We start from the raw sequence: 24986 nt of genomic DNA, 5'->3' as shown, positions 1-24986 counted from the left end.
GAATCCAGACCAAAAACCACAAACTGCCCACCCCCATATCCAAAGGTGATACCATCGGAATAGAATCCAGACCAAAAACCACAAACTGCCCACCCCCATATCCAAAGGTGATACCATCAGAATAAAGTCATTTATAGAGTTCATGGAGAGCCTGGCACCGCCTGAACTTGCACTTCCAGGTGACAGGATAGGGTACCATGGCCCTGAAATTGAGGTTGAATCTGTCCTCGTGCTCATGGACTATCTGGAGGATGTGCCTGTGGATGGATATGATCTCCTGGTCCTCCACCACCCACCCCAGGTTGAACCTCCGCTTCCCTACTACGTCGCACATTCCAACTGGGACGTTGCCGATGGTGGTGCCTGTGATGCCCTTGCAGAGACCCTTGGACTGGACGTTGAATCCTTCCTTGACCCTGAAACCGGACTGGGACGCATATGTCGTGGGGATCTTACACTTGAGGAACTCATGGAAAGAACATGTGATCTGAGACCAGGGACGTTGAGGGTAGTAAACCCCAGAGAATACCTGGAAAGGGTGGCTGTTGTATCAGGTTTCGGTCTCTCAGACAGTGGCCTCATAAAAAGGGCCTTCTCTGAGGGAGCCAATGTTTATCTATCAGGTGACCTCACCCATAACTCAGCGGTTCTTGCAAGAAACCTCAACATGACACTCATTGATGCAGGTCACCATGCGACGGAAATGCCTGGACTCCTGAGGCTCCGCGATATGATAGAGGACCTCGGACTGGTGGTGGACATTATTGATACAGGTACACCATGGATAGAGTACCGCTATGAAACATTCTAAGAGACTGATTTTCACAAGGCTGGTGATATGATTGGAGATCTCTGAACTTGAAGGTAAAAAGGTGCCCCATGGGGAGGTTACACTGGTTGGCGCTGGGAGACTGGGCTTCCGCACCGCCCTCAACCTCATGCAGATCCACCGTGGGGGCCCTGAAAGGATAAATGTCATCGACGGCCAGAGGGTATCTGCAGATGACCTGATATTCCGCCTCATGGGGGCGGAAATAGGGGAGTATAAGGTGAAGTTCATTGAATCCCTCGCCTCCGATGGCTTTTCAAGGACCGTTAAGGGCATACCAGAGTACATCACAGGGGACAACCTGAACCTCATAGGCGGGGATGTGGTCTGTGTGGAAATCGCTGGGGGTGATACGCTGCCCATCACCGCAGAGATAATCCGATACGCCCAGAAGAGGGGCGCAGCCACCATCAGCACCATGGGTGTATTCGGGATAGGTGAAGAGGACGTCTTAGTGGTTGATATAGGGGAAGCTGATCCTGAAAACCCCATTGCAGCCTATCTGCAGGCTGAGGGTATTCAGGAGCACATACTTGTGGGTACAGGTAAACTCATAAGGGACTGGGAGCCTGTAACACCCCACGTCCTTGACAGGGTCTCAGGGGTTATGACGGCAGAGATACTCAAACTCCTCCGGGGTGTTCATAAGTGATAAGGGTTGCCACCGCAGAGTGCTTCACCCATGGTATTGTTGCAAGGGAGATACACGCCTACTCCATGGGTTACCCCATGAAGTACAGGTGGAGGGTTGATACTGAGGTCTCACTTGTGGCGGGTCTTTTCATACCCACACTTTCAGGTGTACGTAGCATCCTCAGATTTGAGCCTCCTAAGCCCACCGCCACCCTCAATGACATAAAGGTTTACACCGAAAAGGAGGATGAAAGGGTGGCCCTCATGATGGCCCGCTCTGTCAGAAGGCTAACAGACTCGGATATAGGTATAGGTACAACTGCAGGTACAGGTAGGGGTGGTATTGCCGTTGTATCAGATGAAAGGGAGGAGGTTATAAACTCTGATGTGGAGGCGGACCTCAGATTTTCGGACCCGAATGTGATCCTTGCAAGACAGAAATCAGGGATCAGAAGGGCGCTGGAGTTATTTGAATCCTTTATCAGCACCCCTTAATATCAGAAGTTATTTATTGTATTCACGTTATACTATGTACAAGGAAAAAATAGGTGGTGGTTTAACTGCTTCTTGAAATAACCGATCTTGCGGTTGAGGTTAGCGGAAAACAGGTCCTCAGGGACATAGACCTCTACATAGACAGGGGTGAGACACATGTCCTCCTGGGACCCAACGGCTCAGGGAAGAGCACACTCTTTATGACAATCCTCGGCTTTCCAAAGTACAGGGTCACAGATGGTCAGATACTGTTCAAAGGAAAGGATATAACTGATATGACCACAACAGAAAGGATCAGGATGGGTATAGGTGTGAGCTTCCAGAACCCGCCCTCCATAAGGGGTGTGAAGCTCATGGACCTCCTCAAGGTGGAAAGTGGCCTCAAAACAGAGGATGAGCTGACACCAGAGCTCAGGGAACTTGCAGCGAAGATGAAATTCGATGAAAGCTTCCTTGAAAGGGATGTTAACCTTGGATTCTCCGGGGGTGAGGTGAAGAGGTCCGAGATCCTCCAGCTCCTTGCGCAGAAACCTGACTTCATAATGTTTGACGAGCCCGACTCCGGTGTTGACATAGAGAACGTTGAACTCCTTGCAGAGGAGATTAACGTCCTGCTGGACAAGGACAAGAAGCCCGGCATGAGGCAGAAGGCAGGGCTCCTCATAACCCACCTGGGATACATACTGAACTTTGTGAATGCCGATACTGCCCATGTCCTCATGGACGGTCGCATTGCATGTTCAGGTAACCCCCAGGAGATAATTGAGGATATAAGGAAGGATGGATTCAAGGGGTGTGTTGAATGCTGCGGGATACACTGAAGAAGGCTGAGAAGGCAAAGGACAAAAAGGCACTCTACGGAGAGGACATCGACCTTGAAAGGTTCATAAGGGAGGAGGCCGGTGAACACGAGGAGGTGACAAGGGCCAAGGAGGTTCCTAAGGAGGTCCAGGAGACGCTCCTCAAGGTTGGAGTGGACCCTGAGGAGAGGGAACGTGCAGGTACATTCATACAGGTTGACCAGTCAGGCATCTGCACAACATGCGCCTCAGAGTCAATCGAGATAATGGGCATGAATGTTGCCCTTGATAAGTACAGCTGGCTAAAGGACTACATGTGGAAGGCTGTCGCAGTTGACACCGACAAGTACACAGCCACAACTGCCCTCAGGGAAGCTGAGGGAGAGATGGGTGGCTACTTCATAAGGTCAAAGCCCGGTGCACGGGAGGTCTTCCCCCTTCAGGCCTGCATGTTCATAGGTGATGAAAGAGTCATGCAGACGGCCCACAATATCATAATCGCCGAGGAGAACTCGGAACTCCACATAATAACCGGCTGTGCAACAGGTGAGGATGTGAGTTCAGCGCTGCACGTTGGTGTATCCGAGTTCTACCTCAAGCCAGGTGCCAAGATAACATTCACCATGGTCCACAACTGGGCTGAACAGGTTGAGGTGCGCCCACGTACCGGTATAATGGTGGGTGATAATGCAACATACATAAGCAACTACATACTCACAAGCCCCGTGAAGAGCATCCAGTCCTACCCAACAGCCTACTGTAGCGGTGAGAATTCAAGGGTTGTCTTCCAGTCAATACTTGGTGGGCAGAAGGACTCTGTCCTTGATATGGGATCAAGGGTCATCCTTGAGGGCAGGGGAGCCAGTGCAGAGATGGTTTCACGTGCAGTCTCAAAGGATTCGTCCCAGATATACTCAAGGGGGCACCTGGCTGGTCGTGTGCCTGATGTCAAGGGGCACCTTGAATGTCATGGCCTTGTCCTCTCAGATGACTCCATGATATACGCTGTCCCTGAACTCGAGGGAAGTGCAACGGAGCTTGAGATATCACATGAGGCCGCGGTTGGTAAGATAGCCGAGGAGGAGGTCCTGTATCTAACATCAAGGGGTCTCACAGAGGATGAGGCTGCCTCAATGATTGTGAGGGGATTCCTGAGTATGGATATAACTGGCCTTCCACCTGAACTGGCGGCTGAAACAAAGAGAATGCTTGATATGAGTCTCAAGGGTATGTGATATTGCTGGACCAGATATCCAGCAATACAGCTTATTTTTCTGAAGAATAAGTTAATTTAGGGCAGTATTAAAATTAAGTGGTTATTCTGCGATTATTATGAACTCGCCAACCTTCTCAACCTTTCCGAATGGGACAAGCAGATAGTCACCCTTCTTCTTGGCGCCCTTGACTGTCACGTTTCTCCCGCTGTCAACCTTAATGACAACGTCGGTTATCTTCCCTGTTTTATCGTTGATTATGAGCTCCTCAAGTTCCCCAAGGATGCGTGCATTGTTGGTTGCAACCTGGTAACCCTTTATTTCACTCCAGTACTTCTCTTCCCCTTTTATGAGTTTCTTCTCTTCCATCATTCTCACCTAATTTTTCCAGGACATGCAGATCACTGCAGCTATTTATGTTTACTGCCAGCTCCAGCATGGAAACCTCAAGGATCCTCTGATCTTGTACTCTGTTTTTACTCATTAATATATTTACCCCGCAGGGTACTAATCCATCCATTGAATCTGAAAACTCGAGTCCATGCATTCTGCAGAGTTTTTCAGGTACAGCCACGCAGAGGGCCTCCTCACCACCTGACAGGTATTCCCCTATTATCCAGTCAATGGTTGATGGGGAGATCAGTGGTAGATCTGCATTTATAACCAGAACAGGTTCATTCCGGAACTTCTCAAGGTGTGAGAGGATCTCCCGGAGGTCCTCAACGTAACCCCTCCCTGATGTCCTGAATACGGCGTACCTCCCCTTTACATGTTCCTCTGTGAGGGGTGTGTTCGGGCTTGTTACAACGATTATCTCATGTATACTACCGGAAGAATCAAGGCTATCAAGGACATAATCTATCATTGGCTTTCCAGATATCACGAGGAGGGGTTTTTCACATTCAAGTCCCAGACGTGTTCCCTTCCCACCAGCCATTACAAGGGCCAGCATGATTATTCAATCCATTTATCCTCTTTCTTTGACTGGAGCTTTCTTCTCATTCCCAGTATGCATGGGCCGTTCTGCCTTCCGCCGAGGGGGGTGTGGGGTGTTCCCATGGAGTTCATGCACCTCGCCATGACAGCCGCCCCAAGTGCAAGGGCATCGGATACAAATATGCAGTCTTTAAAGCGATCAGCCACGTATTCCAGTATGAGTTTGGGTTTTGTGCCTGTTATACCTGCCCTTCCTGTAACTCCAAGGACCGAGCCCTCCTCGATGACACCCTCATCAAAGGCCTCATCTATCAGCCTCTTGACTATCAGTGCACTTACATGGTCCAGTGTGGCAAAGAGGGTGTGTATGCCGTCCTCCTGGTAGATATTATGACCAACCTCTGTTAGTTCCTGAAGTTTATCACCATTCTTACCGGCGTCGCACCCTATGAGTGTTGTTCCCGCGCTGTATGCAGCCTCTGTATCCATAGGGACTGTCCCGAACCTTTTCCTGTTGACAGGTACCTTCCTTATATCGATTATCTCATCGTGTATCATCTCAGCGTGCTTCCTGGCCTTCTTCCAGTTGGCGCCCTTCAGCACGGATTTCTTGTAGAGGTCAAGTGCAGCACCGCCCCTGCAGTCCACCATTTCAGTTCCCCTGATTATGGCGTCGGATATTGCGCCTGCAAGGCCACAGAAGTTTCCAACGGTCCTTGCGTAGGGTTCGTCGGAATTGACTATTCGGCCGGCGAGGGTTGTCCCGAAGTCCAGGGAGACACAGGGGTTTCTGTAATCAACCGTTGTCCACTTTGAGCCCACCTTGATACCTGCAGTTACAAGTTCGCCCTCCATCTCATTTGCAACGACCTCCCTCCCTGTTGGGGGTATGACACTTGCAACCGCACCATCGAATATGACCCTGTCAAGGTATGAGAAGTCCCTGAGGCGTTTGGGGATGTTCTCTATTGAGAGGGCGGGGGCCATTTTCCTTGGGGGTATTCCTGCTGCGAGACAACCGTCTGCAAGTGCTATTATGAGTTTACCCACCTCCTCAGGTGACCCAAAGCCTGCTGTAACACCAGTTGATCTTACCACAAAGTCAAGGTCCTTTTCTATGTCAACCTTAGCCCTTCTGAGGGACTCATGTATTGTATCCCGCACAAGTTCAGAGACAGATTCCTTTGTGAGTTCAACACCCCATACCGTCTTACCGAATACCTCCTCGCCATCCTTCGGGGGTCTTATGTCACGGGTCATCTTCACGGTCTTATCAAGGAGGTATGTTCTGCTTGTGTTGAGGTTCGTGGCTGTAAGGATGCACTTGGTTGTCGTGTTGCCCAGTTCAACCGATGCCACTATGTAGTAGACATCCGGCCGCATTGAGTACCCGGACCCCACGGTTTTCTTTGTGAATGGTGCCGTTTTTGTATCCTCTATACTTATGAATCTGCTTTTTGCAATAATTGGCTTTGGACCGAATAGTCTGCTCAAAAATGACAACTGCTTACCCCCTGATTTAATGTAATATTGTATCCGGGGGGATAATATAAATTTTATGAATAAATCCAGATGAAAAAGAATAAAAGGTATTCAGAGGTGGCGTCTGGTGGACTTTAATGCATCTTACTAAACCGTCCTCACCAGGTGTATGGTGCAGGGTGCGTAGTGCACCACCTTCTCTGACACACTGCCAAGGAGGTGCTTGTCAACCAGGCTCTTGCCTGTACCCATTATGATGACGTCCACGTCCTCCTCCTCTGCAAGTTTAACTATTTCATCTGCAGGGTCACCCTCGAGCATGACCCCCCTGAACTTCACGTTGGGGTTTTCTGGACCTGTGAGTCCCTTCTCCATGTCCCTGAGGATCTCCTTACCCCGCTCTGTTAGCTCCTTAACCATCATCTCCTTAACCTTCTTTGGTGTTAGGAAGGGGACAGAGGTATCAACCACGTAGAGGCATATAACCTCCGCCTCCCTCCCGTGGAGGAGGTCCAGGGTGTGCTCTATGAGTTCGTCCATGTATTCTCCCATTGTTGGAACCAGAATTTTCCTGTACATCTCAATCACGCCAGTACAAAGAGTCTCATAACAACGTATGATATGTATACTGCAAGTAAAATTATACCCCCACTCCTTTTAAGTTTCATGTCCCCCTGCCTTATAAGGAGCACCAGGAGTACCGTCACAAATATCATGACCGGTGCATCAAAGCTGAGTGAGAGTGGTTCAACGGGTACAGGGGCTATGAGTGCAGGGACACCTATACCCACAAGTATGTTGAAGGTGTTGCTTCCAAGAACCGTGCCTATTGAGAGCTCATGGAGACCCTTAACCGCAGATGATAGTGTAACCACAAGTTCAGGTATACTTGTACCTATGGCCAGTGTGAAGAGACCCATTATCATTGCGGGTATTCCTGCAATGTCTGCAAGCTCCACACCACTGTATACCAGGATTCTGCAGCCTATAACAAGACCTGTGAACCCTACAACCGTCAGGGCAAGTTTTTTAAGGTCAAGTGGTTCCCTATCAGTGTCATCCGAATTTTCATCAGAATAAGATTTCTGGGCCTTTATGAGGCGCCACAGGTAAACAGAGTAGAGTAGGACCATTGCAACCGCTGCCAGTCTCCCTATATTCCCAAAGAACATGAAAAACAGGAGTATCAACCCTGTTATGAGGGTCGCGCTGAAGTCCCTCTTCAGACCATCGGCGTTTGTCTCTATGACACCTGCCACCAGTGCAGATACCCCAAGTATACCTGCAATGTTCCATATGTTTGAACCTATGACACAGCCCACCCCTATGTCTGTGCTGCCTGAGAGTGAAGCTATAAGTGCTGAACCAAACTCAGGCAATGACGTTCCGATGGCAGATGCTGTAACACCCAGTATGACTTCAGATATGCCCAGTGAGGATCCAAGATCCACAAGGTTGTCCACAAAGATATCTGCAGATTTTATAACCAGAATAAGTGAAACCACCAGTGCTGCTATAAGAATCAATACCCTTTCAAGCAAGTTATCACCACTGAAAAAACTTTCTTCCATTCCCTCAAGACCAGTATATTAATTGCATATTGACACTTAAAGCTTTGTGTCGGAAATATGTTGCCGTATTCTTCTATTTAAATCATTTCATTATAATAAAAATAAATTTTTTAGTAATAATAACAGTCGAAAAAAAAAGGAAATTTCTGGCTGCTCCTAGAGCAGCTTGAAGAATGGGTGGTCTTCCACAGCCTCGGTACCTATATCCTTGGCTGCTTCGCTTATGAATATGTCAGCCATTGCACAGGCAGGGAATGCCATCTTGGCGTTTTCTATTGGACCGTACAGTACGAAGTCACCACCGGCCATCTGCTGGATCAGGTTGGATCCAACGTCACATACAGGCCAGGCTTCTTTGTGTTCCTTCTTGTACTCACGGAGCCAGTCCCATGCTGATGGCACGTTGTGGATACCGCTACCAACAGGGTATCCCCATTTGCTCTTAACCGCAAATGATGTCCTCACAGCAACACCTGCGCCCTGACCCAGTGGTGTGACTGCAACGTCCATGAGGTACTTGTCGATACCACAGTCAGCGGCCATTTCAAGAAGACCCTTGTCTATTGTACCGGCACCGTCTTCCCAGATTCCAATTTTACCCTCAACTGTGGGGTCCATTGGGTTGAATCCAAGGACGATTGAAGCTGATAGTTTTGTGTTCTTGAGTGCCTCAAGTTCTGACTCGTCGGCGGCCATGTTGACTGAGTTGTAGATGGCCCTGTCTTCAAGGCCAACTTCACTGGCGTACTCTGCACCGGCGATCCTTGCCTCACCTGATGTTGAGTCTATGAAGAATGGTGCGTCTGTCACATCCCCTACGAACTCCAGGTACTTGACTATTGCCTCAGGTGTCTGACCGAAGGTCTGTACAATGTGGGGGTTACCTGTGACGTCGGACATCTCTTCCTGTGTCTTTATAAGGACCTCTGCCTTGTCCTTGTCAAAGACACCTGCCTTTTCATCCTCAATGATGCTGTGTCCACCATAAAATATTGTTCCCGCTAATACGGTTGGGTACTCTCCTGGCTGACCACCAATTTTGGTTCCAGCTATGTCCAGTACGATCTGTTCCTTATCAAACCTAAACATATGTAAACCTCCAAGCTATAGTCCGAATAGGGATTTTAAAAGTCCTTTTAACAATCCTGCAAACAGTATGTTGGTTACTGCAAGGATAATCAGACCTATCACAATACCATATAAAATACCAATATCTCTACCGATCTGCTGTCCTATGCGCTGTGAGTATTCACCGACAGTGAATTCCACCTTCTCCTCGATTTCATCCAGCTTCTCATTGGCCTTGTTGAATTCATCAGCAGAGACAAGTACGCGGGGTATTGTGGTTTTTTCTTCCTCTGACATTAGATCACCCCTAATATGCTCATCATTGCAGGCACACCAACAAGGAGGACAGCCAGGAGGAATCCTATGGCTATACCTGAAATCCTTGTGGCTATGAGACCCGCAAATAACCTGCCATCTCTACCGATGAGCTGGTTTCGGTATTTTATGTCCTCTACAACGTTTTTAATGCCACGTATATTGGGTTTGTTTGATAGTATAATCATCTGGAAGCCTCCCTAGACCAGTAGAAGTATGCCCAGTGTCAGGGTGAAGGCAAGACCTATCATTATACCCTGAACCTTACCTGAGTACATACCGGCGAACATTCTGTTGGTGGAACCTATCATTTTAACCTGTGTCTGGATGTTCCTCATTCTGGCCTCAATGAGGGCTGTTTCTGGTGCCACAGGTTTGACCTCTTCGCCTTCCTCTTCTTCTCCGCCTTCCTCGACCTTTATGATCATGGCCTCTTCTTCGAATGCACCAGGGTCCTTCTCAATGCATTCCTTGACCTTGGCCTTGATGGCGTCGGCGTCCTCAACGTCTATGAGGTTGACGATCTCGAGCTGTTTCTGGAACCTCTCAATACCCTCATCAGGTATGTTCTCAATGTATGGTATGGCACCGGTTGCACCGATGATGTTCCTCTTATCAGGGTCCACACCGTTCTGGTGCAGGGCCTCTATACTCTGACCTGTGATGTGTCCCTGGACCTCTGAACCGCAGAGTATAAGGAACCTGATGTTGGGGTTGGATATGAGGTTTGCGATCATCTTTTCAATTCCGAGGTTCTCTGTCTTGCATGGCCCTGCGATGGCAGCTCCTGCCTCAACAGGTATGTCCTCAATGTGAGAGGCGAGGGTGGTGGCAGCCACAGGACTTTCAGGGTCGCCCACGATGTAGTCACCGTTGACCACAGGCCATCCTTCAGCAGGTGATTTCTTTTCAACCACTTATAACACCTCCTATAAGAGCAGGGCAAACAGGATGATCAGACCAAGTATGAACCCGTAAACCATGTTGGTGAGTTTACCTGCTGTCAGGTATACTCCTTCCCTTCCAGGGTAGGAACCCTCAGGGACGGTTGTTGGGTCCAGTGAGTTAATCAGATCATCTGCTGTAGCCTCTAATGCAGCTATCTGTTCGTTTATTTCATCCATGGATAATATTATGACTTCCCTTCCAAGGGCAGCCCCTATCATACCGGTGGAAGGATCAAGGGTCAGGTTGTATTCCGGAGCGATCTTAACAAGTGGTAACATTTCCATTTTGAAGCCTCCTAGTGCTCTTCCTCCTTAGGCCAGAGACCTGACCATTTCACGGATGCTGCTTCCTCGAAGGATGCGCTCACGAATGCCCTGAATGCCAGTATCCAGCAGAGTGCACCGACAAGTGAAACAACCCACCAGCCAGGGTTGAGCCCTATTCCAAGTAGGCCCACAACGGCCATGGATATGAACCCTGTTGATGCTGCAAGTTTCAGTGTCCTTGTCTGGTTCTCATTTGGACCTAGACATGCGTTGAATGGGTGCTGAATCGCCATTGTGTTGAGTATGAATAGCAGGCCTATGAATCCTGTTGTTATGACTGATGTGAGCATTGCCTGCAGTGTGTAGCTACCTGCAATGGCTGCTGAGAATCCAAGGACTGAAAGTGCTGCTGCACCTGAGATCTCGGCAGTGCACTTCTCGAGGATTGGGATTTTCATCTTAACTATCTTCTTACCCAGTACAGCCACAACCACACCCAGTATCATTGCCAGTATCAGTGCAACAACAGGTACTGCAAGGGCAGGTACCACAAACGCTGATGCCAGTCCAGCGACCACACCAACTATACCTATTGCAACTGACATGTACCCGATTGATGGCACACCGGTACCGAGACCGTAACTTGCAACCCTCCTTATGGCGTCTGCACCCCATACTATTGCACAGACTGCTCCAAGGGAGGCCAGAACTGGTCCTATGACCGGGTTAACTGCGGATGCATATATGCCTGCAAGTCCGCCCAGTATTCCAAGTGCCATGAGCCTGCTCTCAGGTATGGCTGCGCCGGCCGGTCCTCCAGCTGCTACTGACATTAGAAGACACCTCCGTATACGAGTAATGTTGAAAGGGCCCCTGCAACAATGGAGGCTATGAGACATGCAATTATTCCTCTGCCGATCCTCTTGAACTTAGGATCGTGGAAACCTTCTATTGTACCTCCAATGTTATATGATGCAATAACCGCGTTTATGAAGAATATACCTACGGCAAAGATTGCTGCAATACCCGCAGCACCCATTGCACCATATGACAGGGTCTTGAGGGCCTCGTTGAGTGCCCAGTAAATGAGCCCACCACCGATTCCACCGAGGGCTCCTCCAATTATACCGCTGACAAAACAGACCGTTGGAAGACCATGGCCCTCGGTACCGGGGGTGACGTATTTTTCCTGTTCCATGCCTGTTATTGGGTCCACACTGACCTTTGCAGATACTGGAACGGTACCAACACCATAAACATAGATCAGGTTACCCACCAGCATGGTGATACCTATCATGAGCATTGAACCAACTGCACCGGCAGCCATTATCATGAGGGGTGACTGTCCGGTCATTGCTGCGGCGGTTATGAGTCCTGTAAGACCCGCACCTGCAGCCAGCATCGCTGTACCGGTACCCACACCTGTTGCTGTTGCCATAGCTGCTGGTGCACCACCCACAGGTACGAAGTGTACACCTCCACCTATGAGTACTCCTCCAGCGGTTATAGCTCCTATCAGTAATAATGGATCCATTTATTCTTCCTCCTTGTATGGTCCATATTTGTTCCTTGCAGAGACTTCAAGCCTGTTGTTGAGGATTATCAGTAACAAGACTATTATGAGACCGGATATTATTCCGCCGGTTATGCCGAAGACTATTGTGTTCCAGAAGCTGAGGAATACTATTGCGCCGAATGCAAATCCTGTCAGCGGTCCGCCGTACTTTGCACAGAAATGAACAACGTCCATTGAGTTCCTTGCTCCAAGCTCTGCCTTTGTTGTTATGTCACCGTGAATCGCAACAGGTATACCCCCACCGAATGGGTACTGCTGGTACTCCCTTTCAGCACCATAGTGGACGTCCCCTGTTGATGAACCGATTGCGCCTATTGTTATACCCCATAGCACTGCAAGAAGTGGCAGTGGGAATGGGTGTGCAAATCCAGGGATTGGTAATGTCATGAGATATGATAATCCTACAATACAGAATGTCACAATAAAGCCATGCCCTGCAATTGGGCCTAAATGCTGAACCAGCATGTCCATGAAGAGTGGCTGGTTGAACTGGGACTGGCTGACAATTCGTCCCATGTGGGATGTTACAGCGTAGGTTGTGTGTACCATTGCAGCGATTACAGCACCGATTGCAATGGCCATTATCACAGGTAGCTGCATTGAATTTATAAGGACAAATGCAACTGAACCAGCAATTCCGCACCAGGTTCCGTAGGCAACGGGTTCCCCTGAAACGGCCTTGTTGATTATTCGGTGCAGGTGTCCCATCTGTGGTGCCAGCTGAACCTGTGAGTTGGGGTTACTCTGGGATCCTACGTCAGACTCTAAGTCCTCTGCGGCTCCTGCTATGGTTGCAGCTGCACCCATGAGAGCTACAACACCTAAACCTGTTATCATAGGGTCCATATTTCTTCCTCCTTTTATTTTTTTGAATAAAAAAAATTAGGTGCATTACACTTAAAAAGTTTGTGTAATGCACCTTCGTTAATCTATTTTGCGGGTGTTATGAGTGCTCTTTCACCGGCTGGTTCGAACTCTCGCAGAGCACCTTTGGCGAATTCGCCACGGACGTTGGTGAAGTCGAAGACGAGGTTGTCGTCTGCAAATGCTATTTTCACCAGTGGGTTGAATACAAAGGCGTCTCCACGGGCAGCGTGTGGTGCCTGTGATATACCTGCATATTCACCCTGGTGTCCCACGTTCATGGCGTAGTTTGGATAGTTAGGTCCACGAAGCTCCAGTGGCAGTCCCTCGTCGCCCCTTATTGAGAAGACGTTGGATGCACCACACTGGTCCTGGAGGTCGTAACCGTAGAATCCGAGCCTTGAGTGCTGTTCCTTGTGGAGGTACATTGAGAGGTACCATCCGCTGAGACCTGTCTGGGCGTTTCCTGTTGCGAATGCTGTGGAACATCCAGCTGCAGCTGCAACGACTGCTGCCCTCTGTGATCCACCGAACTGGTCCTCTAGGAGTGCTGGGTATTCTTCGTACTGTTCAAGGCCGTAGAATGTGACCTCAGTTGCAACGTCCAGGACTGTGTCCATGGTGTTTGGTGCCTCACAGAGTCCATACTTGTCCTCCACGTACTCCTTACCGAAGTAGGTGAAGTCGTCAAGTATGTTGTCTGTGTATGCTGCTGTAGCGTACTGTGTGAATCCGACACCACCTGACATGTATGATCCAAGCCAGATCTGGTCGTAGAGCATTGCACCGGTTGCCACAACGTCCAGTGTCACCCTGACAGGGTCCTCATAGTTGACCCTTGAGCTCTGACAGATGTCGGCAAGGTAACCGAATGGTACACCACCAGGCTCGTTTTCACCCCTTGCACGTCTCACAGGCAGGTATGTACCCATGTGTATAACTTCAGCGTGTTTTGCAGCATATGCGAAGTCACCTGTTGCGGCTTCACCTGCTGCCTGTTTGTAGGCTGAAATCATGGACATACCTATCTGCATGGCGGACCATCTTGAGGTTGTTGCACCGTCACAGGTCCTTGAAACTATGGTTGGGATCCTGACGACCTGCCAGATTCCATCTCCAACCTCTGCCTTGAGGGCTTCTGCCTGGTCATCTGGGAACTGTTTGTTGATGTCTATGACGAATGCAGGGTCGATTTCGTCTGCTATTTCGTCGTTACCTGTGAATACCTTGACGTAACTGTCTGCCACCAGGGCAGGGTGGGTTTCCACCATGTGCTCCTGGACGACAGCTGCACCGGGCATTGCGTGGTTCACTGTTTCAAGGTAGTGGGTTATTGTCTCAGGTGTAACCTCCTTACCCAGCCTCTTTTCTATAACAGCGTGGGCGTGGTTCAGACCGACGATGACGGTCCTCCTTATGTCATCCCACATCTGCTGCATGGCAGCGTTGTTTACGAAGTGGAGGTCGTCCCCTTCAACATAGGTATCGGTTGTTGAAACCTGGTAGGGCATGAGCACCCTCTGACCAAGTGGGGTACCTATGTCAGGGTTGTACTGGGGTATGCCCCTCTTTGCTGCCACTTCTTTACCAGCGTTCACAAACTCGGTTTTTCTTTCTGACTGTTTCCAGCCACCAAGTGTGTAGAATGTGGTTTTCTTCTCTTCAGGGGATTCTTCAAATTTTTTCTTTAAAGCATTTATGAACAATTTGTCAGCCATAATCTACACCTCCCCCGGATTATTCTGGGTTGTACCCTCCTTGTGATCTTAAAACGTGGATTCTCTGCATGATCTCCACGGCTTCTGTATCATCACGGTAGGCTTCACCATCCACACGGTAGATGGTTGTTTTTTCCATCAGGGTTTCCTCATCCAGTGGTTCACCAAGGTCCACGGGTTCGTCGAGTTCGTCACCGATCTGGTTTTTGACCATTTCGACTCTGCCGGTGTCCTTGTTGTAGATCTGCCTTCTGAGCATGTCGAACATCATTCCGTCCTCATCGAGACGCAGTGAGTGTCCATGGACAGATTTACCCCTGACACCTGACCTTGCAGGGTCAAAGAACTCTGTTTCAAGGAGTTCCTTGGATATCTTTTCAAGGTCCCTTTCCCTGGTCTCTATGATCTGACGTCCTGAGAGTGTACCTGCGTCTGCACCCCTGTACCTGCAGAGGTATGCCCTTGATCGTACGTATGGCTGGGCTGGGGCGAAGTACATTGAGTCTGTGAACTGTATGTATCGTACCCTGTCACCGGCCTTTGCACCGTCTATTGGTTCCACGAGCTCCCTTATTGCGTCTTCTGGTTCATCCATCTCTTCCAGTGGTGGGTGAACACTTGGGTATTCTTCCCCTGGGGCCCTGTGACCCAGAATCTTTACTACATCTTCATCTGAGATTTCTCTCAGTTTTTCAAGTTCATATTCAGGGTTACAGAAATTCCTTCTGTTCTGAGCAACCTTACTTGTTCCGGGATAGTATTGTGCCATATCATGCACCTCCTAAAGCTAACTTAACCTTTCTTATAATCTCATCCAGTTTTTCCTGGGGACAGGTTTCTCCTCTAATAACTCCACTCACGATGTCAACGATTGTTCCCCTGGTTTTTGGTTCATCCGGCATTACGGCCCTGGTTTTGACACCTATCTTCGCAAAGTCCTCAAAGTCAACCGGGTACTCGCATATGACTATGCATGGACGGTCAACGTTTCTGAGTATGAGGCGTGCCTTGTAGGTGATGTGGTTCTTGACTCCGCCAAGGTGTACCACAAGGAGTCTGTGCCGCTTCATCTGCTCGACTTCAGCAGGTGTTAATCCAAAGAGGCTTCCTGCACCGGCACTTGGAGCATCCTGTGGAACCCCTGCACCTGCGTTGAGTACCAGAGTACTTGTCATTATGTTTGCTTCCCGCAGGGCAAATGTTATCTCACAGACAGGCTTGGTTATGTGGCGCCTGCCAGGTGACATTGCCACTGCCAGAACTTCACTTCCGCACTGGGCAAAGGTGCCCCTCTGGGCTATTCCTCCACCTTCACCCATACCCATTGTCTCTCTACAGTCAACCACGTGAGTGCACTTTCCGATCATCTAATGCTCCTTCTTCTTTTTTATTATTGTGGCCCTTTCACTGAGCCTGGCGTTCTGATCCGTGAGACCTATGAGTTCATCAGGAATCTCATCAAGGTTCTCGCCGTACTTTATCTCGTCTGTGACGGTCTTCTGTGTTCTTATGTATTTGCCGGGAGTAACATCATATCCAAAGGGCAGGAGATCCTCGCAAACCCTCTTGATATCCGTTATTGTCTCCTCGTCCTCCACTTCAAGCAGCACACGGCCAGTTTTAACCTGAAGTTCAAATTCCTGGCCTTTTACGTTGATTATGCGCCTGTCAGGGTGGTCCTCTGGTGGTAGTCTCTGTCCGTGGATCACCATTCGTTTAACGCCGTGGATGTCCTCAAGGCGGTTAAGGAGTTTCTCTGTGGTGTCAGCCCCTAGCAGCCTGTGAGGAAATATCTGAACGTCCATTGGTTTTTTGCCCCCAGTTCTGAGAGATTATTTAGATTTCGTTTTTAATCTCAGCTGCTGCCTCCACAACATATTTGAGTGGTTCTCGGAACTCGTCAACCTGGCTGAATACTTCTTTTATGAGTCCAGAGGTTGCTTCTGGTGAGAACATCTGGGTTCCTGCATCCAGTGCCATTGCGGCTGCCACGCAGGGTATAGCGAATCCCTTACTGTGCCTTGTAACGATGTGGTTTCCGTTGAAGATACCTGGTCCACCACCACCGTAGATGGAGTGGCTGAAGAATGAAAATCCTACAGCTGTACCTTCCACTTTACCGAAGTCCACGCTTGGAAGTCCTGTTTCGAATTCTATGAGGTCGTTGTAGTAGAGCAGAGTTGATGATACACCCTGAGCTGCCCTTGCTGCACCCTGGTTAACCATTGTGGCTGCCATGAGTCCAGCTGCTGCGTAGGCGTTCCACATTGCAAGGTCGTCTGTGCCGTAGACCTTGTAGTCTGTGAGTTCCTTCTCAACTGTTATGACACCGTCTTCCAGGGCCCTTTCAACCAGGTCTGCTATTACTGATCCAACTGTACCTTCTTTACCGTTGGCCTTAACAAGGTCAAAGACCAGGTTGTCTGCGTTCATTCCCTGGTATGCAAGTCCAAGGAGGTGCATCCTTTCAAATGCTCCTACAGCATCACCCATCTCAAACATTGCTGTCTGTTCAAGTATGGTTGATAGTGCTGCTGCCTGGAGTGTGTTTTTGAGTGTGGCTGCAACAACATGGTTCACCATGATGTTCCTGAGTGCGTATCCTGGGCCTTCCAGTTTCTGTGGAATGTCCAGCATTGTTGCTATGTTTGCCCCCATGTACTCCACAGACTGTGGATATCTTCCCAGAACGGCTGCTTTAACCATGTTAGCATCGTACATGCTAACATCAAACTCGTTGATTATGGCCTGGACAAATGCTGTGGCGGTTACGAGTGGTGCTGCAGAGTATTCTGCTGCAACATCGAACCTTGCACTTGGGACCTGTACGAGTGCCCTTTTACCTCCGCCAAGGAGTTCGACGTTGGTGTCGTCGTCCTCAGTTACCTGTATCATTTCCTTTGCAGCGGCTGCTATTGACTCGGCGTTCCCGACAATGTCGAGGTCGAGTTCACGGCCCATTATCTTACAGGCAGGTCCGCCGACCTTCGCTGTCTTCAGGGCGTTTTCTATACCTTCAAGGTTCACAGCCACTGTCCTTTTAATCCCCTGCACTATGCTTTTAATGGCGGGGTTCCTTAATGGACTTAGAGCTTCTAATGGCACCTGTTCTTCGACGAGGTTGCCTCTGTCATCGTACAAGTCGACCTTATCCTCAAACTTCGCCATTTTTTCCCTCCTAACAATCAGTTCCGTATACTAAATATCCAAGACCCCCCTTTTCAGGAAAGGCAAGAAGGCCCTTGGAGGGTGTTAAAACACCCGTTTTAGTATACGGTGCATATTTAACTTGATCATAATTAATTAAGATTTCTTTCTGAATCAAGTCGAAAGATTTATATGTATCAACACGTTTTCTTCGGGTTTTATGGATTTTTTGTACGGCTGCGTTGATTTTTATGATCATGCCCGCCACCGGTATGATGGCTGCAGGGTAATAAATTATATTTAAGGCGGGACACAGAAAGAGGGACATGCAGATAATAGCTGATTTGGGCGGTATACCCGGCAAGGACTGCAGGGGATTCTGCAGATACTGTTACTTCAGGAAAGTTGGGGACTTTGAACCCTTCGGCTGCAGGAACTGCTCCCCGGGGCGGGTGGGCTGTGAGACCTGTGGAATGGATGTTGCAGAGAAGGGAAAGGAATTTTTACCCCCATTCCTTGTCATGGGTAATGTGCAGACGACACTTATGATGCAGAACATTCAGGATAAGGACCTGAAGATAAACATCAGTGGTGGGGGTGATGTGAGCTGCTACCCCCACCTTGAGGAGCTGACAGCGGGGCTGAGTGAATTTGGGATCCCGATACACCTTGGATACACGAGCGGTAAGGGCATGGATGACCCTGAAATGGCATCCAGGCTCATAGGGAATGGTGTGGATGAGGTAACCTTCACGGTGTTCTCAGCTGACCCCCTCCTGAGGCGGGAGTGGATGCGTGATAGAAACGCTGAAAATGCACTTGAAGCCCTCAGGATATTCTGTGAATCCTGTGAGGTTCACGCTGCAGCAGTGATCATACCCGGTGTGAATGATGGGGATGACCTCCTTGAAACCTGCTCCAGACTTGAGGAATGGGGGGCCACCGGATTCATAATGATGCGGTTCGCAAACTATGAGCACCAGGGGCTGATACTCGGCAATGAGCCAATAATTGAGGGTGTAGAGCCGCACACGGTCCAGGAATTTGAGGACCTTGTGAGGATGGTTGACCGGGAGTTCAATATCAGGGTTACAGGGACTCCTGTCTGCGACCCTGAGAACGGGACCCCATTTGTCCTTGCAGATGACTCAAGCAGGGAGTACCTTGAGATCCTCCCTGAAATCAGGGGTGAGGCAACCATAATCACAGGATCCATTGCAGCCCCCTACATAAGGAGGATAATAAGAAACCTTGGGGCAGATGACATGGTGAACGTTGTTGGTGTTGAAAAGGACATAGCATGCCTCATCACCAGGAAGGACCTTGAGGGGGTGGACCTCAGCGAACTTAAGGAAACAGTGATAATCCCTGGCCGGGCATTTGTCCATGAAATGCAGGCAAGGGAGATTCTGAGCCGCGATGGTACCGACCGGATAGTCATAAGGGGTCCTGAAAGACTAACCGTCGATGGTGAAATGAGCGGTACGCTGTCCCAGTATGATGTTATAGAGAGGGAAATGGAAGCATTCTATGAACTTATACAGGCCATAAATTTCTTCGGTGCTTCTGAATGACTCGTGTGGTTGTTTTAACACCCGAACACTATACCTACGGTTCAATGCTGATTGCCGGTGTTTTGAGGGACCTTGGCTACAGCGTTGAGCTCAGGAAGGGCCTTGATGGTGCCGGCGCAGATGTGGTGTTCATAAGCCTCCAGTCAACCATCCACCTTCTGAGGTACAGGGATATTATTAATAGTATGGGGGGCTTCAGGGTGGTGGGGGGTCCTGTGAGCATGGCCCCTGAACTTGTGCTCCGCTACCTCGACGTTGACCTTGTAGTCCAGGGCGAGGGTGAGGATAAGGTGGGCATGGCCATGGAGGTTGCAGCTGGAAGTTTGGATGCATCTGAAATGCCTGGAGCAGCATTTAAATCTCCTGAAGGGTTTATGATCAATGAACCAACCCGCTGCTCCATGAAAAGGGCCCTCCCACTTGTGCCTGCAGATATCTCACAGGAGAACATAAGGGGTGCCAGTGTCTACATTGAAACCCACAGGGGCTGCCCCGGCAACTGCACATTCTGCCAGGTCCCGGAATTCTTCGGCCGTGAGGTCCGCAGCAGACCCCTAGAGGACATCATAAGGGAGGTCAGGGAACTAAAGAAATCCGGGGCCAGGAGGTTTGCAATAAGCGGGGGAACCGGAACACTCTATGGAAGCACCAGATTCAGGGGTGTTGATGAGGGTGCATTCACTGAGCTCCTCAGCGGTATAAGTGAAATCACAGGGCCCCGGAATCTTACAGTGCCCGATATAAGGGTGGATATGGTGACCCCTGAGATCCTTGATGCCATATCAGAATACACCAATGGATGGGTGTTCTATGGTATAGAGTCAGGGAGCAGGAGGATCCTTAAAAGGATGAAGAAGGGCATCAAACCCGGGGATGTTATTGAGGCTGTTGAACTTGCCCGGGAACATAATCTGAAGGTTGCAGGGTCATTCATAGTGGGGTATCCCGGTGAAGGTGAAAGGGACTATGAGGAGACCCTGGAACTTGCAGATGAACTAATGCTTGATGACTACTTTGTGAGCATCGCTGAACCGATACCCGGCACGGAACTTGGTGATGAGGTTAAGGAGCTTGAAGATGAAGATAACCCTGTATTCATGGAGCCATCCGACAGGAAGTTCAGGAGTCTGGCTGAGGAGAGGGCCTTCAGTTTCATGCTTGATTCATATGTATTCAGGAGCGTGCCCATCCCTGTGACCGATGAACTCCTGAGGTCACTTCAGAAGGAGTCCCGTGAACAGCAGGAACATATAGAGACTGTTACGCGTATGTTGAAGCAGAAACTGTAGGTGACCACATTTAGGTTTTGGTTTTTGAGAAAAGAATCATGTATCAGAATGATAGCCATGAGACTACGGGGCTAGATCAGCATCAAATCTTGTTTTATTGTGTGACAAATCCTCTTTGTAATAATGCCCTGCTTTTCATCCATATAAGAATTGAGAACTGCCAAAGTCCGGTTGAATCACGTTAATATGGCCCTCTGATCCGCAAATTGAGTCATACCTGAACCAGAGTGTGTCCGGTTAAATTCGGTCAATTGAGATTGTCACTTTAAGATCTAGATGTTGGTCTGCAGAGGAATGTTAAAGAAATCGCTGAATCCATGCCTTTCCTATTATCAAAATTTTCAATGGGACCCGTACATGGGTGCTCTGCACTCGGGACATTTCTCCATTCTGCATGAAATGTCCGGTGTTTTTGGTGCCTCGTATCCGCATTCAATGCATTTGCAGACATCTTGTGCTCCAATTTGAGAGCCATGGTCTCTTCCGGAGCCACGCCTTCCCATCCCTGGTAGTGTATCTGCTGACACCAGTGTTATGTTTTCTGAATCACAGTCTGGACACTTCTTGTATTTCCCCCCAGGTGAAATCCACTCAAACTGGCAGTCCATGCACTTGTATCTTCTCCTGTCTGTGATGTAATCACCCCCTTTCAGTATTATTGGTCTGCCCTCTACCAGGGCCTCTGCTATCTTGGCCCGTGCAGATTTCAGTGTCCTGTGAAATGTTGGCTGTGATATGCCCATGATTTCAGCTGCCTTTTTCTGTTTTATGTCATGGTAGTCCCTTAACCTGACAGCCTCGAATTCATCGAGGGTTATCTCAACCTCATTTTCTTTTTCACTGTCTTCCGGGGAAAATGCAGCCACAAGGGGTTCTCCCAGAATTCTTCTGTATCTTCTCGGCCTAGCCATGTTTTGAATATATATTCAAAAATTGTATTTAAAGGTTCTCATAATGTGATCAGAAACCCTGGAAAGCCACTCCTAATAATCCAGAGCCGAGCAGCCACCATCATAATAAGATGATGGTAATACCTTGCTGACACACCCTAATCACCATTAAATCCCAAACTAGATGGGATAAGCTCAATAACCGTGACCTCAGATGAGGATCCTATACGGAGAGGTGGACCCCATGTGCCTGTACCCTGTGAAACATATAGAAAATGTCCTGAATCCTCATAAAGTCCCCTGATAAAGGGGAACATCATACCAACAAGAAGGTTGAAGGGATAGAACTGTCCCCCATGTGTATGGCCAGATAGCTGGAGGTCAACACCCCTTTCCCTGGCGTCATTCCAGTCAACAGGAAGGTGGTGAAGAAGTACCAGGGGCCTCTCAGGGTCAAATTCCATTATATCAAGGATCGCGGAAAGCGAATGCCTTCTCATTGAGTAACCCGCACCTGCAATCTGCACACCCCTGAAATCAACGACACGCTGATCAATACACAGGATACCCGCCCCCTCCACTGCAGACCTGAAGTCCCCTGAATATGTGTCATGGTTACCAGAAACAAAAAATATGGGAACCTCCACCTTAAGCTCGGAGAGTGTTGAAGCTCCAACGGGCCTTGAACCATCCAGGAGGTCACCTGTTATGAGAACGGCATCAGGTTCAATTTCAGAAATAAGAGAGGAAACCCTCCTGAGGAACCCCCTGGACCTAACAGTCCCAACATGAAGATCCGAAAGCTGCACAAACCTCAGGTTATCACTGCATGGAAAGGGGATCCTAACCGTCCTGACCTCAATATCAAGGGCCCTCACCAACCCATAGGAAACCATTATGATAGAGAAGGCAGCTGCAGGAATGGGTGAAAACGGTATACCCGGAAGCAGTGATGCTGCAAAGGTTACCCCGAGGCCAATGAGGATGTAAACAGCCATTCCCACCCATACCATTGAGACCACATAGGCCGCCCTTGAGATAAAGGATGGGTATACCCTTTCAGAGATTATGGCCACTGGTAGAAGAAGTGTCAGCGGGAGGCTCAGAATCCCCATACCAAGAAGTTCCAAGACAGTAAAATTAAGAAGATAGTATCCTGAGGAGAAGATCAGGATAAATATCAGAACCTGGAACTCCCTCCTCATAAAATCACAGTATGGAACTTTCAGGAAGGAGCTTCACGAGGATGTAGTCGTACATCATTGACTTCCTGATCTCAGATATGTCGCCCAGCCGGTAATCAGAAACCCTCACATCTGCTACCTCGTCATGATGGCGGTCATAGTTGAGCTTCACGCGGACCCCATCAAGCTGGCTGGTTACAGGTGTCGGAGAATAGACCTCCTTAACGGCAGGCACCTGGTTCTCAATCTCGGTCTTAACAAGTATTGAGGGAACCAGAGGTGGATCTGCCGCCATTTCACGCCTCCTCCTGTCGAGTATATCCTCGACCACCTCAACAAGTTTCCTGAGGGCCCTTATATCCTCACCCCTCTTCAGCCTCCGGGGTATCCTCCCAAGGCCCCCGACATAGGCGTCAGCACCTGGAAGTTCCCTGATGTCAATCTTCTCAGGGGACCCTGTAACGACCACCGGGATATTTATGTCGCTGAAAAGGTGGGCCTTATCCTTTATGCACTGCTCAAAGCTTCCAAGGGCAAAAACTGCAAGGTCATGTTCCTCTATGAGCCTCTTTTCATCCTCTGATATCCTGGATATCCCCTTACCTGCCCCGCGGGCAAGGCCTATCATGTTATCCTTGGCACCGTACCTCCTCAGGTACTCTGATATATCACAGGCAGAATGGGGGAGATGATGCCTTGCCAGGGTGGGAGATACAATAGCTATCTCGGTACCCGCCATGGGGGCAACCTTAACCTTCCCCAGGAGCTCCCTGGCCTTCTCCCTCACCTTATCCACGTCCTCAATCGGGACGGCCAGTGTGAGTATCAGGTCCATCTGAAGCATGTTCTCCTGGAGCACAAAACCGCCGAGGTCCTCAATCAGTTCCTTCATCTCCTCATGGCGGTGCACACCGCCCTGATAGGTTAAAGTTTCGTACATAATTTCCTCTCCAGATACGTGTACCTGAATAAAGCCCTCTTAACAGGGTCCACTGGGAGGTTCCTGTGTGAGGGGACCCTGATGCAGTCAAGTTCCATGTAATCAGGGCATACCGTGAAATCCTCACCTCCCTCAACAATTGTGAATCCCATGTCCTCCACGATCTCCCTTAAGAAATCTGAATAAACCCTTACTTTTATTTTGCTGTTCATCTCCCGTAACCACTGAGGGTCATGCCACCATGGTGAGCAGACATCAAAGTCTATCCCATCAACCGATGAGTACCTGAGGCTTCCAGGGTCCATATCCTGAACAGTCATGAAAACAGTTCCTATAGCATCCCTTATCTGGGGGAATGTGTTCAGTTTAAGTTTAACCGCCCCACTAACTGGTGTCTCAGATAGCACAAACAAAAGATCCGCATCCTCATCCCCAGGTTTACGGGTCACATCGTACCCCCTGACACCTGCAATCCTTAGTATGCCCTCACACATTGGTGTTGTAAGAATCCTCATTGAGTCACCGGTGAAGTCTATAAATACCTCATGAATAAATCTCTCTATAATCATTTATAAGGTGTGCTGATGAGGGTAAATCTCAGCTTTGAAAAACCGGAGGGCAGTGGACTCTGCATAATGGTGGACCTTCTGAGGGCAAGTGCAACAATAACCGCTGCCATGGACAGTTTCACAGAGGTTATCCCTGTTGGGGATGTTGAGGAGGCAATGGAATACTCACGGATGGGTTATGTGGTGGCAGGGGAGCGTGGGGGTGAGACTCTGCCAGGATTCCTGGCCAACTCCCCAATAGAGGTGCAGAAACATTCAGGTGATGTCCTTGTGCTAACCACAAGTAACGGTACAAGGATCCTTGAGTCAGTTGAATCACAGGCCCTTGTGGGATGCCTCAACAACCTCGACGCAGTCGCTTCAACTGCAAGGAAGCTTTCGGATGATGTTGAGGTGGTCATGGCCGGTGTTAATGGCCGCTTTGCAATAGAGGATTTCCTCTGCGCCGGTGAAATAATACGTGCCATTGGTGGTGAACTTGAAGAGTACGCTGAGGCCTCAGTACTTGCAGTCCAGGACAGGTGCATGGTTGATGATGCCATAAGAAAATCCCGGTCAGCCAGGAGGCTTAGGGAACTTGGTTTTGCCGGTGATATTGAATACTGCCTCAGAAGGAATATAACAGGAAATGTACCTGTATACATGGATGGCAGGATATCGCTGATCTAAGGGAGGCTG

At 49.2% G+C, this 24986-nt stretch carries 31 protein-coding genes; 8 read left to right on the top strand and 23 right to left on the bottom strand.

Annotated elements, in window-relative coordinates:
- Positions 1–64: 64 nt before the first annotated feature.
- The 5 genes from L5462_RS02955 (at position 65) to L5462_RS02935 (ending at position 3992) form a co-directional block, all read left to right on the top strand.
- A complete protein-coding gene (locus L5462_RS02955; protein ID WP_370637006.1) occupies positions 65–811 on the top strand; it encodes a Nif3-like dinuclear metal center hexameric protein in 747 nt (248 codons plus the stop codon).
- 31 nt (positions 812–842) lie between these two features.
- Positions 843–1481 carry a ThiF family adenylyltransferase gene (locus L5462_RS02950; protein WP_237779317.1) on the top strand — a complete coding sequence of 213 codons (639 nt, stop codon included), beginning with the start codon at positions 843–845 and terminating at the stop codon, positions 1479–1481.
- The gene (locus tag L5462_RS02945) at positions 1478–1957 is read left to right on the top strand and encodes a FeGP cofactor biosynthesis protein HcgF family protein (protein ID WP_237779316.1); all 480 of its coding nucleotides are present in this window, start codon (positions 1478–1480) and stop codon (positions 1955–1957) included. Before L5462_RS02950 ends, L5462_RS02945 begins: the two co-directional genes overlap by 4 nt.
- 65 nt (positions 1958–2022) lie before the next feature.
- Complete coding sequence (gene sufC / locus L5462_RS02940; protein ID WP_237779498.1) at positions 2023–2778, top strand: Fe-S cluster assembly ATPase SufC; 756 nt, start codon at positions 2023–2025, stop codon at positions 2776–2778.
- Complete coding sequence (locus tag L5462_RS02935) at positions 2760–3992, top strand: SufD family Fe-S cluster assembly protein (RefSeq protein ID WP_237779315.1); 1233 nt, start codon at positions 2760–2762, stop codon at positions 3990–3992. Before sufC ends, L5462_RS02935 begins: the two co-directional genes overlap by 19 nt.
- Positions 3993–4073: 81 nt before the next feature.
- On the opposite strand, the gene L5462_RS02930 is transcribed toward L5462_RS02935, so the two are convergent.
- The 19 genes from L5462_RS02930 to L5462_RS02840 all read right to left on the bottom strand — a co-directional run bounded on the left by L5462_RS02930 (position 4074) and on the right by L5462_RS02840 (position 18121).
- On the bottom strand, positions 4074–4340 hold the full coding sequence (locus L5462_RS02930) for a PRC-barrel domain-containing protein (protein ID WP_010876775.1): 267 nt from the start codon (positions 4338–4340) through the stop codon (positions 4074–4076).
- Positions 4294–4923 (bottom strand): TIGR00454 family protein, encoded by a 630-nt coding sequence (locus L5462_RS02925; RefSeq protein ID WP_237779314.1) that lies wholly within the window; start codon positions 4921–4923, stop codon positions 4294–4296. The genes L5462_RS02930 and L5462_RS02925 overlap by 47 nt, the downstream gene beginning before the upstream one ends.
- A gap of 2 nt (positions 4924–4925) precedes the next feature.
- A complete protein-coding gene (locus L5462_RS02920) occupies positions 4926–6410 on the bottom strand; it encodes a methanogenesis marker 14 protein (protein ID WP_237779313.1) in 1485 nt (494 codons plus the stop codon).
- A gap of 126 nt (positions 6411–6536) precedes the next feature.
- Positions 6537–6968 (bottom strand): universal stress protein, encoded by a 432-nt coding sequence (locus tag L5462_RS02915; protein WP_237779312.1) that lies wholly within the window; start codon positions 6966–6968, stop codon positions 6537–6539.
- Between the two features lie 5 nt (positions 6969–6973).
- Complete coding sequence (locus tag L5462_RS02910; RefSeq protein WP_237779311.1) at positions 6974–7930, bottom strand: calcium/sodium antiporter; 957 nt, start codon at positions 7928–7930, stop codon at positions 6974–6976.
- Between the two features lie 186 nt (positions 7931–8116).
- Positions 8117–9049, bottom strand: a complete 933-nt coding sequence (gene mtrH, locus L5462_RS02905; protein WP_237779310.1) for a tetrahydromethanopterin S-methyltransferase subunit H — start codon at positions 9047–9049, stop codon at positions 8117–8119.
- A gap of 15 nt (positions 9050–9064) precedes the next feature.
- Complete coding sequence (mtrG, locus tag L5462_RS02900; protein WP_013296330.1) at positions 9065–9325, bottom strand: tetrahydromethanopterin S-methyltransferase subunit MtrG; 261 nt, start codon at positions 9323–9325, stop codon at positions 9065–9067.
- On the bottom strand, positions 9325–9531 hold the full coding sequence (gene mtrF, locus L5462_RS02895) for a tetrahydromethanopterin S-methyltransferase subunit F (protein ID WP_013296331.1): 207 nt from the start codon (positions 9529–9531) through the stop codon (positions 9325–9327). Before mtrF ends, mtrG begins: the two co-directional genes overlap by 1 nt.
- Positions 9532–9543: 12 nt before the next feature.
- Positions 9544–10260, bottom strand: a complete 717-nt coding sequence (gene mtrA, locus L5462_RS02890) for a tetrahydromethanopterin S-methyltransferase subunit A (RefSeq protein ID WP_013296332.1) — start codon at positions 10258–10260, stop codon at positions 9544–9546.
- Positions 10261–10272: 12 nt separating this feature from the next.
- A complete protein-coding gene (locus L5462_RS02885) occupies positions 10273–10575 on the bottom strand; it encodes a tetrahydromethanopterin S-methyltransferase subunit B (protein ID WP_237779309.1) in 303 nt (100 codons plus the stop codon).
- Between the two features lie 11 nt (positions 10576–10586).
- Positions 10587–11390, bottom strand: coding sequence for a tetrahydromethanopterin S-methyltransferase subunit MtrC (mtrC, locus tag L5462_RS02880; RefSeq protein ID WP_237779308.1), 804 nt, complete (start codon positions 11388–11390; stop codon positions 10587–10589).
- Positions 11390–12091: a tetrahydromethanopterin S-methyltransferase subunit D gene (gene mtrD, locus L5462_RS02875; RefSeq protein ID WP_237779307.1), complete on the bottom strand. Its 702-nt coding sequence runs from the start codon at positions 12089–12091 to the stop codon at positions 11390–11392. The genes mtrC and mtrD overlap by 1 nt, the downstream gene beginning before the upstream one ends.
- The gene (gene mtrE / locus L5462_RS02870; protein WP_237779306.1) at positions 12092–12979 is read right to left on the bottom strand and encodes a tetrahydromethanopterin S-methyltransferase subunit E; all 888 of its coding nucleotides are present in this window, start codon (positions 12977–12979) and stop codon (positions 12092–12094) included. It abuts the gene before it with no gap.
- 83 nt (positions 12980–13062) lie between these two features.
- Positions 13063–14715 carry a coenzyme-B sulfoethylthiotransferase subunit alpha gene (gene mcrA, locus L5462_RS02865; RefSeq protein ID WP_237779305.1) on the bottom strand — a complete coding sequence of 551 codons (1653 nt, stop codon included), beginning with the start codon at positions 14713–14715 and terminating at the stop codon, positions 13063–13065.
- Positions 14716–14734: 19 nt separating this feature from the next.
- Positions 14735–15484 (bottom strand): coenzyme-B sulfoethylthiotransferase subunit gamma, encoded by a 750-nt coding sequence (mcrG, locus tag L5462_RS02860; RefSeq protein ID WP_237779304.1) that lies wholly within the window; start codon positions 15482–15484, stop codon positions 14735–14737.
- Position 15485: 1 nt separating this feature from the next.
- Complete coding sequence (mcrC, locus tag L5462_RS02855; protein WP_237779303.1) at positions 15486–16082, bottom strand: methyl-coenzyme M reductase I operon protein C; 597 nt, start codon at positions 16080–16082, stop codon at positions 15486–15488.
- Complete coding sequence (gene mcrD, locus L5462_RS02850; protein ID WP_237779302.1) at positions 16083–16520, bottom strand: methyl-coenzyme M reductase operon protein D; 438 nt, start codon at positions 16518–16520, stop codon at positions 16083–16085.
- A gap of 31 nt (positions 16521–16551) precedes the next feature.
- Positions 16552–17883, bottom strand: coding sequence for a coenzyme-B sulfoethylthiotransferase subunit beta (mcrB, locus tag L5462_RS02845; RefSeq protein ID WP_237779301.1), 1332 nt, complete (start codon positions 17881–17883; stop codon positions 16552–16554).
- A 10-nt stretch (positions 17884–17893) separates the two neighbouring features.
- A complete protein-coding gene (locus L5462_RS02840; protein WP_237779300.1) occupies positions 17894–18121 on the bottom strand; it encodes a hypothetical protein in 228 nt (75 codons plus the stop codon).
- Between the two features lie 67 nt (positions 18122–18188).
- Between L5462_RS02840 and mmp10 the strand changes: the two genes are divergently transcribed.
- On the top strand, positions 18189–19436 hold the full coding sequence (mmp10, locus tag L5462_RS02835; RefSeq protein WP_237779299.1) for a methyl coenzyme M reductase-arginine methyltransferase Mmp10: 1248 nt from the start codon (positions 18189–18191) through the stop codon (positions 19434–19436).
- Positions 19433–20725 (top strand): methyl-coenzyme M reductase glutamine C-methyltransferase, encoded by a 1293-nt coding sequence (locus L5462_RS02830; RefSeq protein ID WP_237779298.1) that lies wholly within the window; start codon positions 19433–19435, stop codon positions 20723–20725. Before mmp10 ends, L5462_RS02830 begins: the two co-directional genes overlap by 4 nt.
- 341 nt (positions 20726–21066) lie before the next feature.
- On the opposite strand, the gene L5462_RS02825 is transcribed toward L5462_RS02830, so the two are convergent.
- From L5462_RS02825 to L5462_RS02810, 4 genes are all read right to left on the bottom strand, one after another.
- Entirely contained in the window at positions 21067–21636 is a 570-nt protein-coding gene (locus tag L5462_RS02825; protein WP_237779297.1) for a DUF134 domain-containing protein, read from the bottom strand.
- Positions 21637–21773: 137 nt separating this feature from the next.
- Positions 21774–22820 carry a metallophosphoesterase gene (locus L5462_RS02820; RefSeq protein ID WP_237779296.1) on the bottom strand — a complete coding sequence of 349 codons (1047 nt, stop codon included), beginning with the start codon at positions 22818–22820 and terminating at the stop codon, positions 21774–21776.
- Positions 22821–22824: 4 nt separating this feature from the next.
- A complete protein-coding gene (locus L5462_RS02815; protein WP_237779295.1) occupies positions 22825–23739 on the bottom strand; it encodes a methanogenesis marker 7 protein in 915 nt (304 codons plus the stop codon).
- Positions 23724–24254: a hypothetical protein gene (locus tag L5462_RS02810; protein ID WP_237779294.1), complete on the bottom strand. Its 531-nt coding sequence runs from the start codon at positions 24252–24254 to the stop codon at positions 23724–23726. The genes L5462_RS02815 and L5462_RS02810 overlap by 16 nt, the downstream gene beginning before the upstream one ends.
- 69 nt (positions 24255–24323) lie before the next feature.
- Here L5462_RS02810 and comB point away from each other — a divergent pair, with 69 nt between their 5' ends.
- Positions 24324–24977 carry a 2-phosphosulfolactate phosphatase gene (comB, locus tag L5462_RS02805; RefSeq protein ID WP_237779293.1) on the top strand — a complete coding sequence of 218 codons (654 nt, stop codon included), beginning with the start codon at positions 24324–24326 and terminating at the stop codon, positions 24975–24977.
- The last annotated feature ends 9 nt before the right edge of the window (positions 24978–24986 follow it).

Source organism: Methanothermobacter sp. K4 (assembly GCF_022014235.1).
Lineage (GTDB): Archaea > Methanobacteriota > Methanobacteria > Methanobacteriales > Methanothermobacteraceae > Methanothermobacter.
This window is presented reverse-complemented; position numbering and strand designations above follow the sequence as displayed.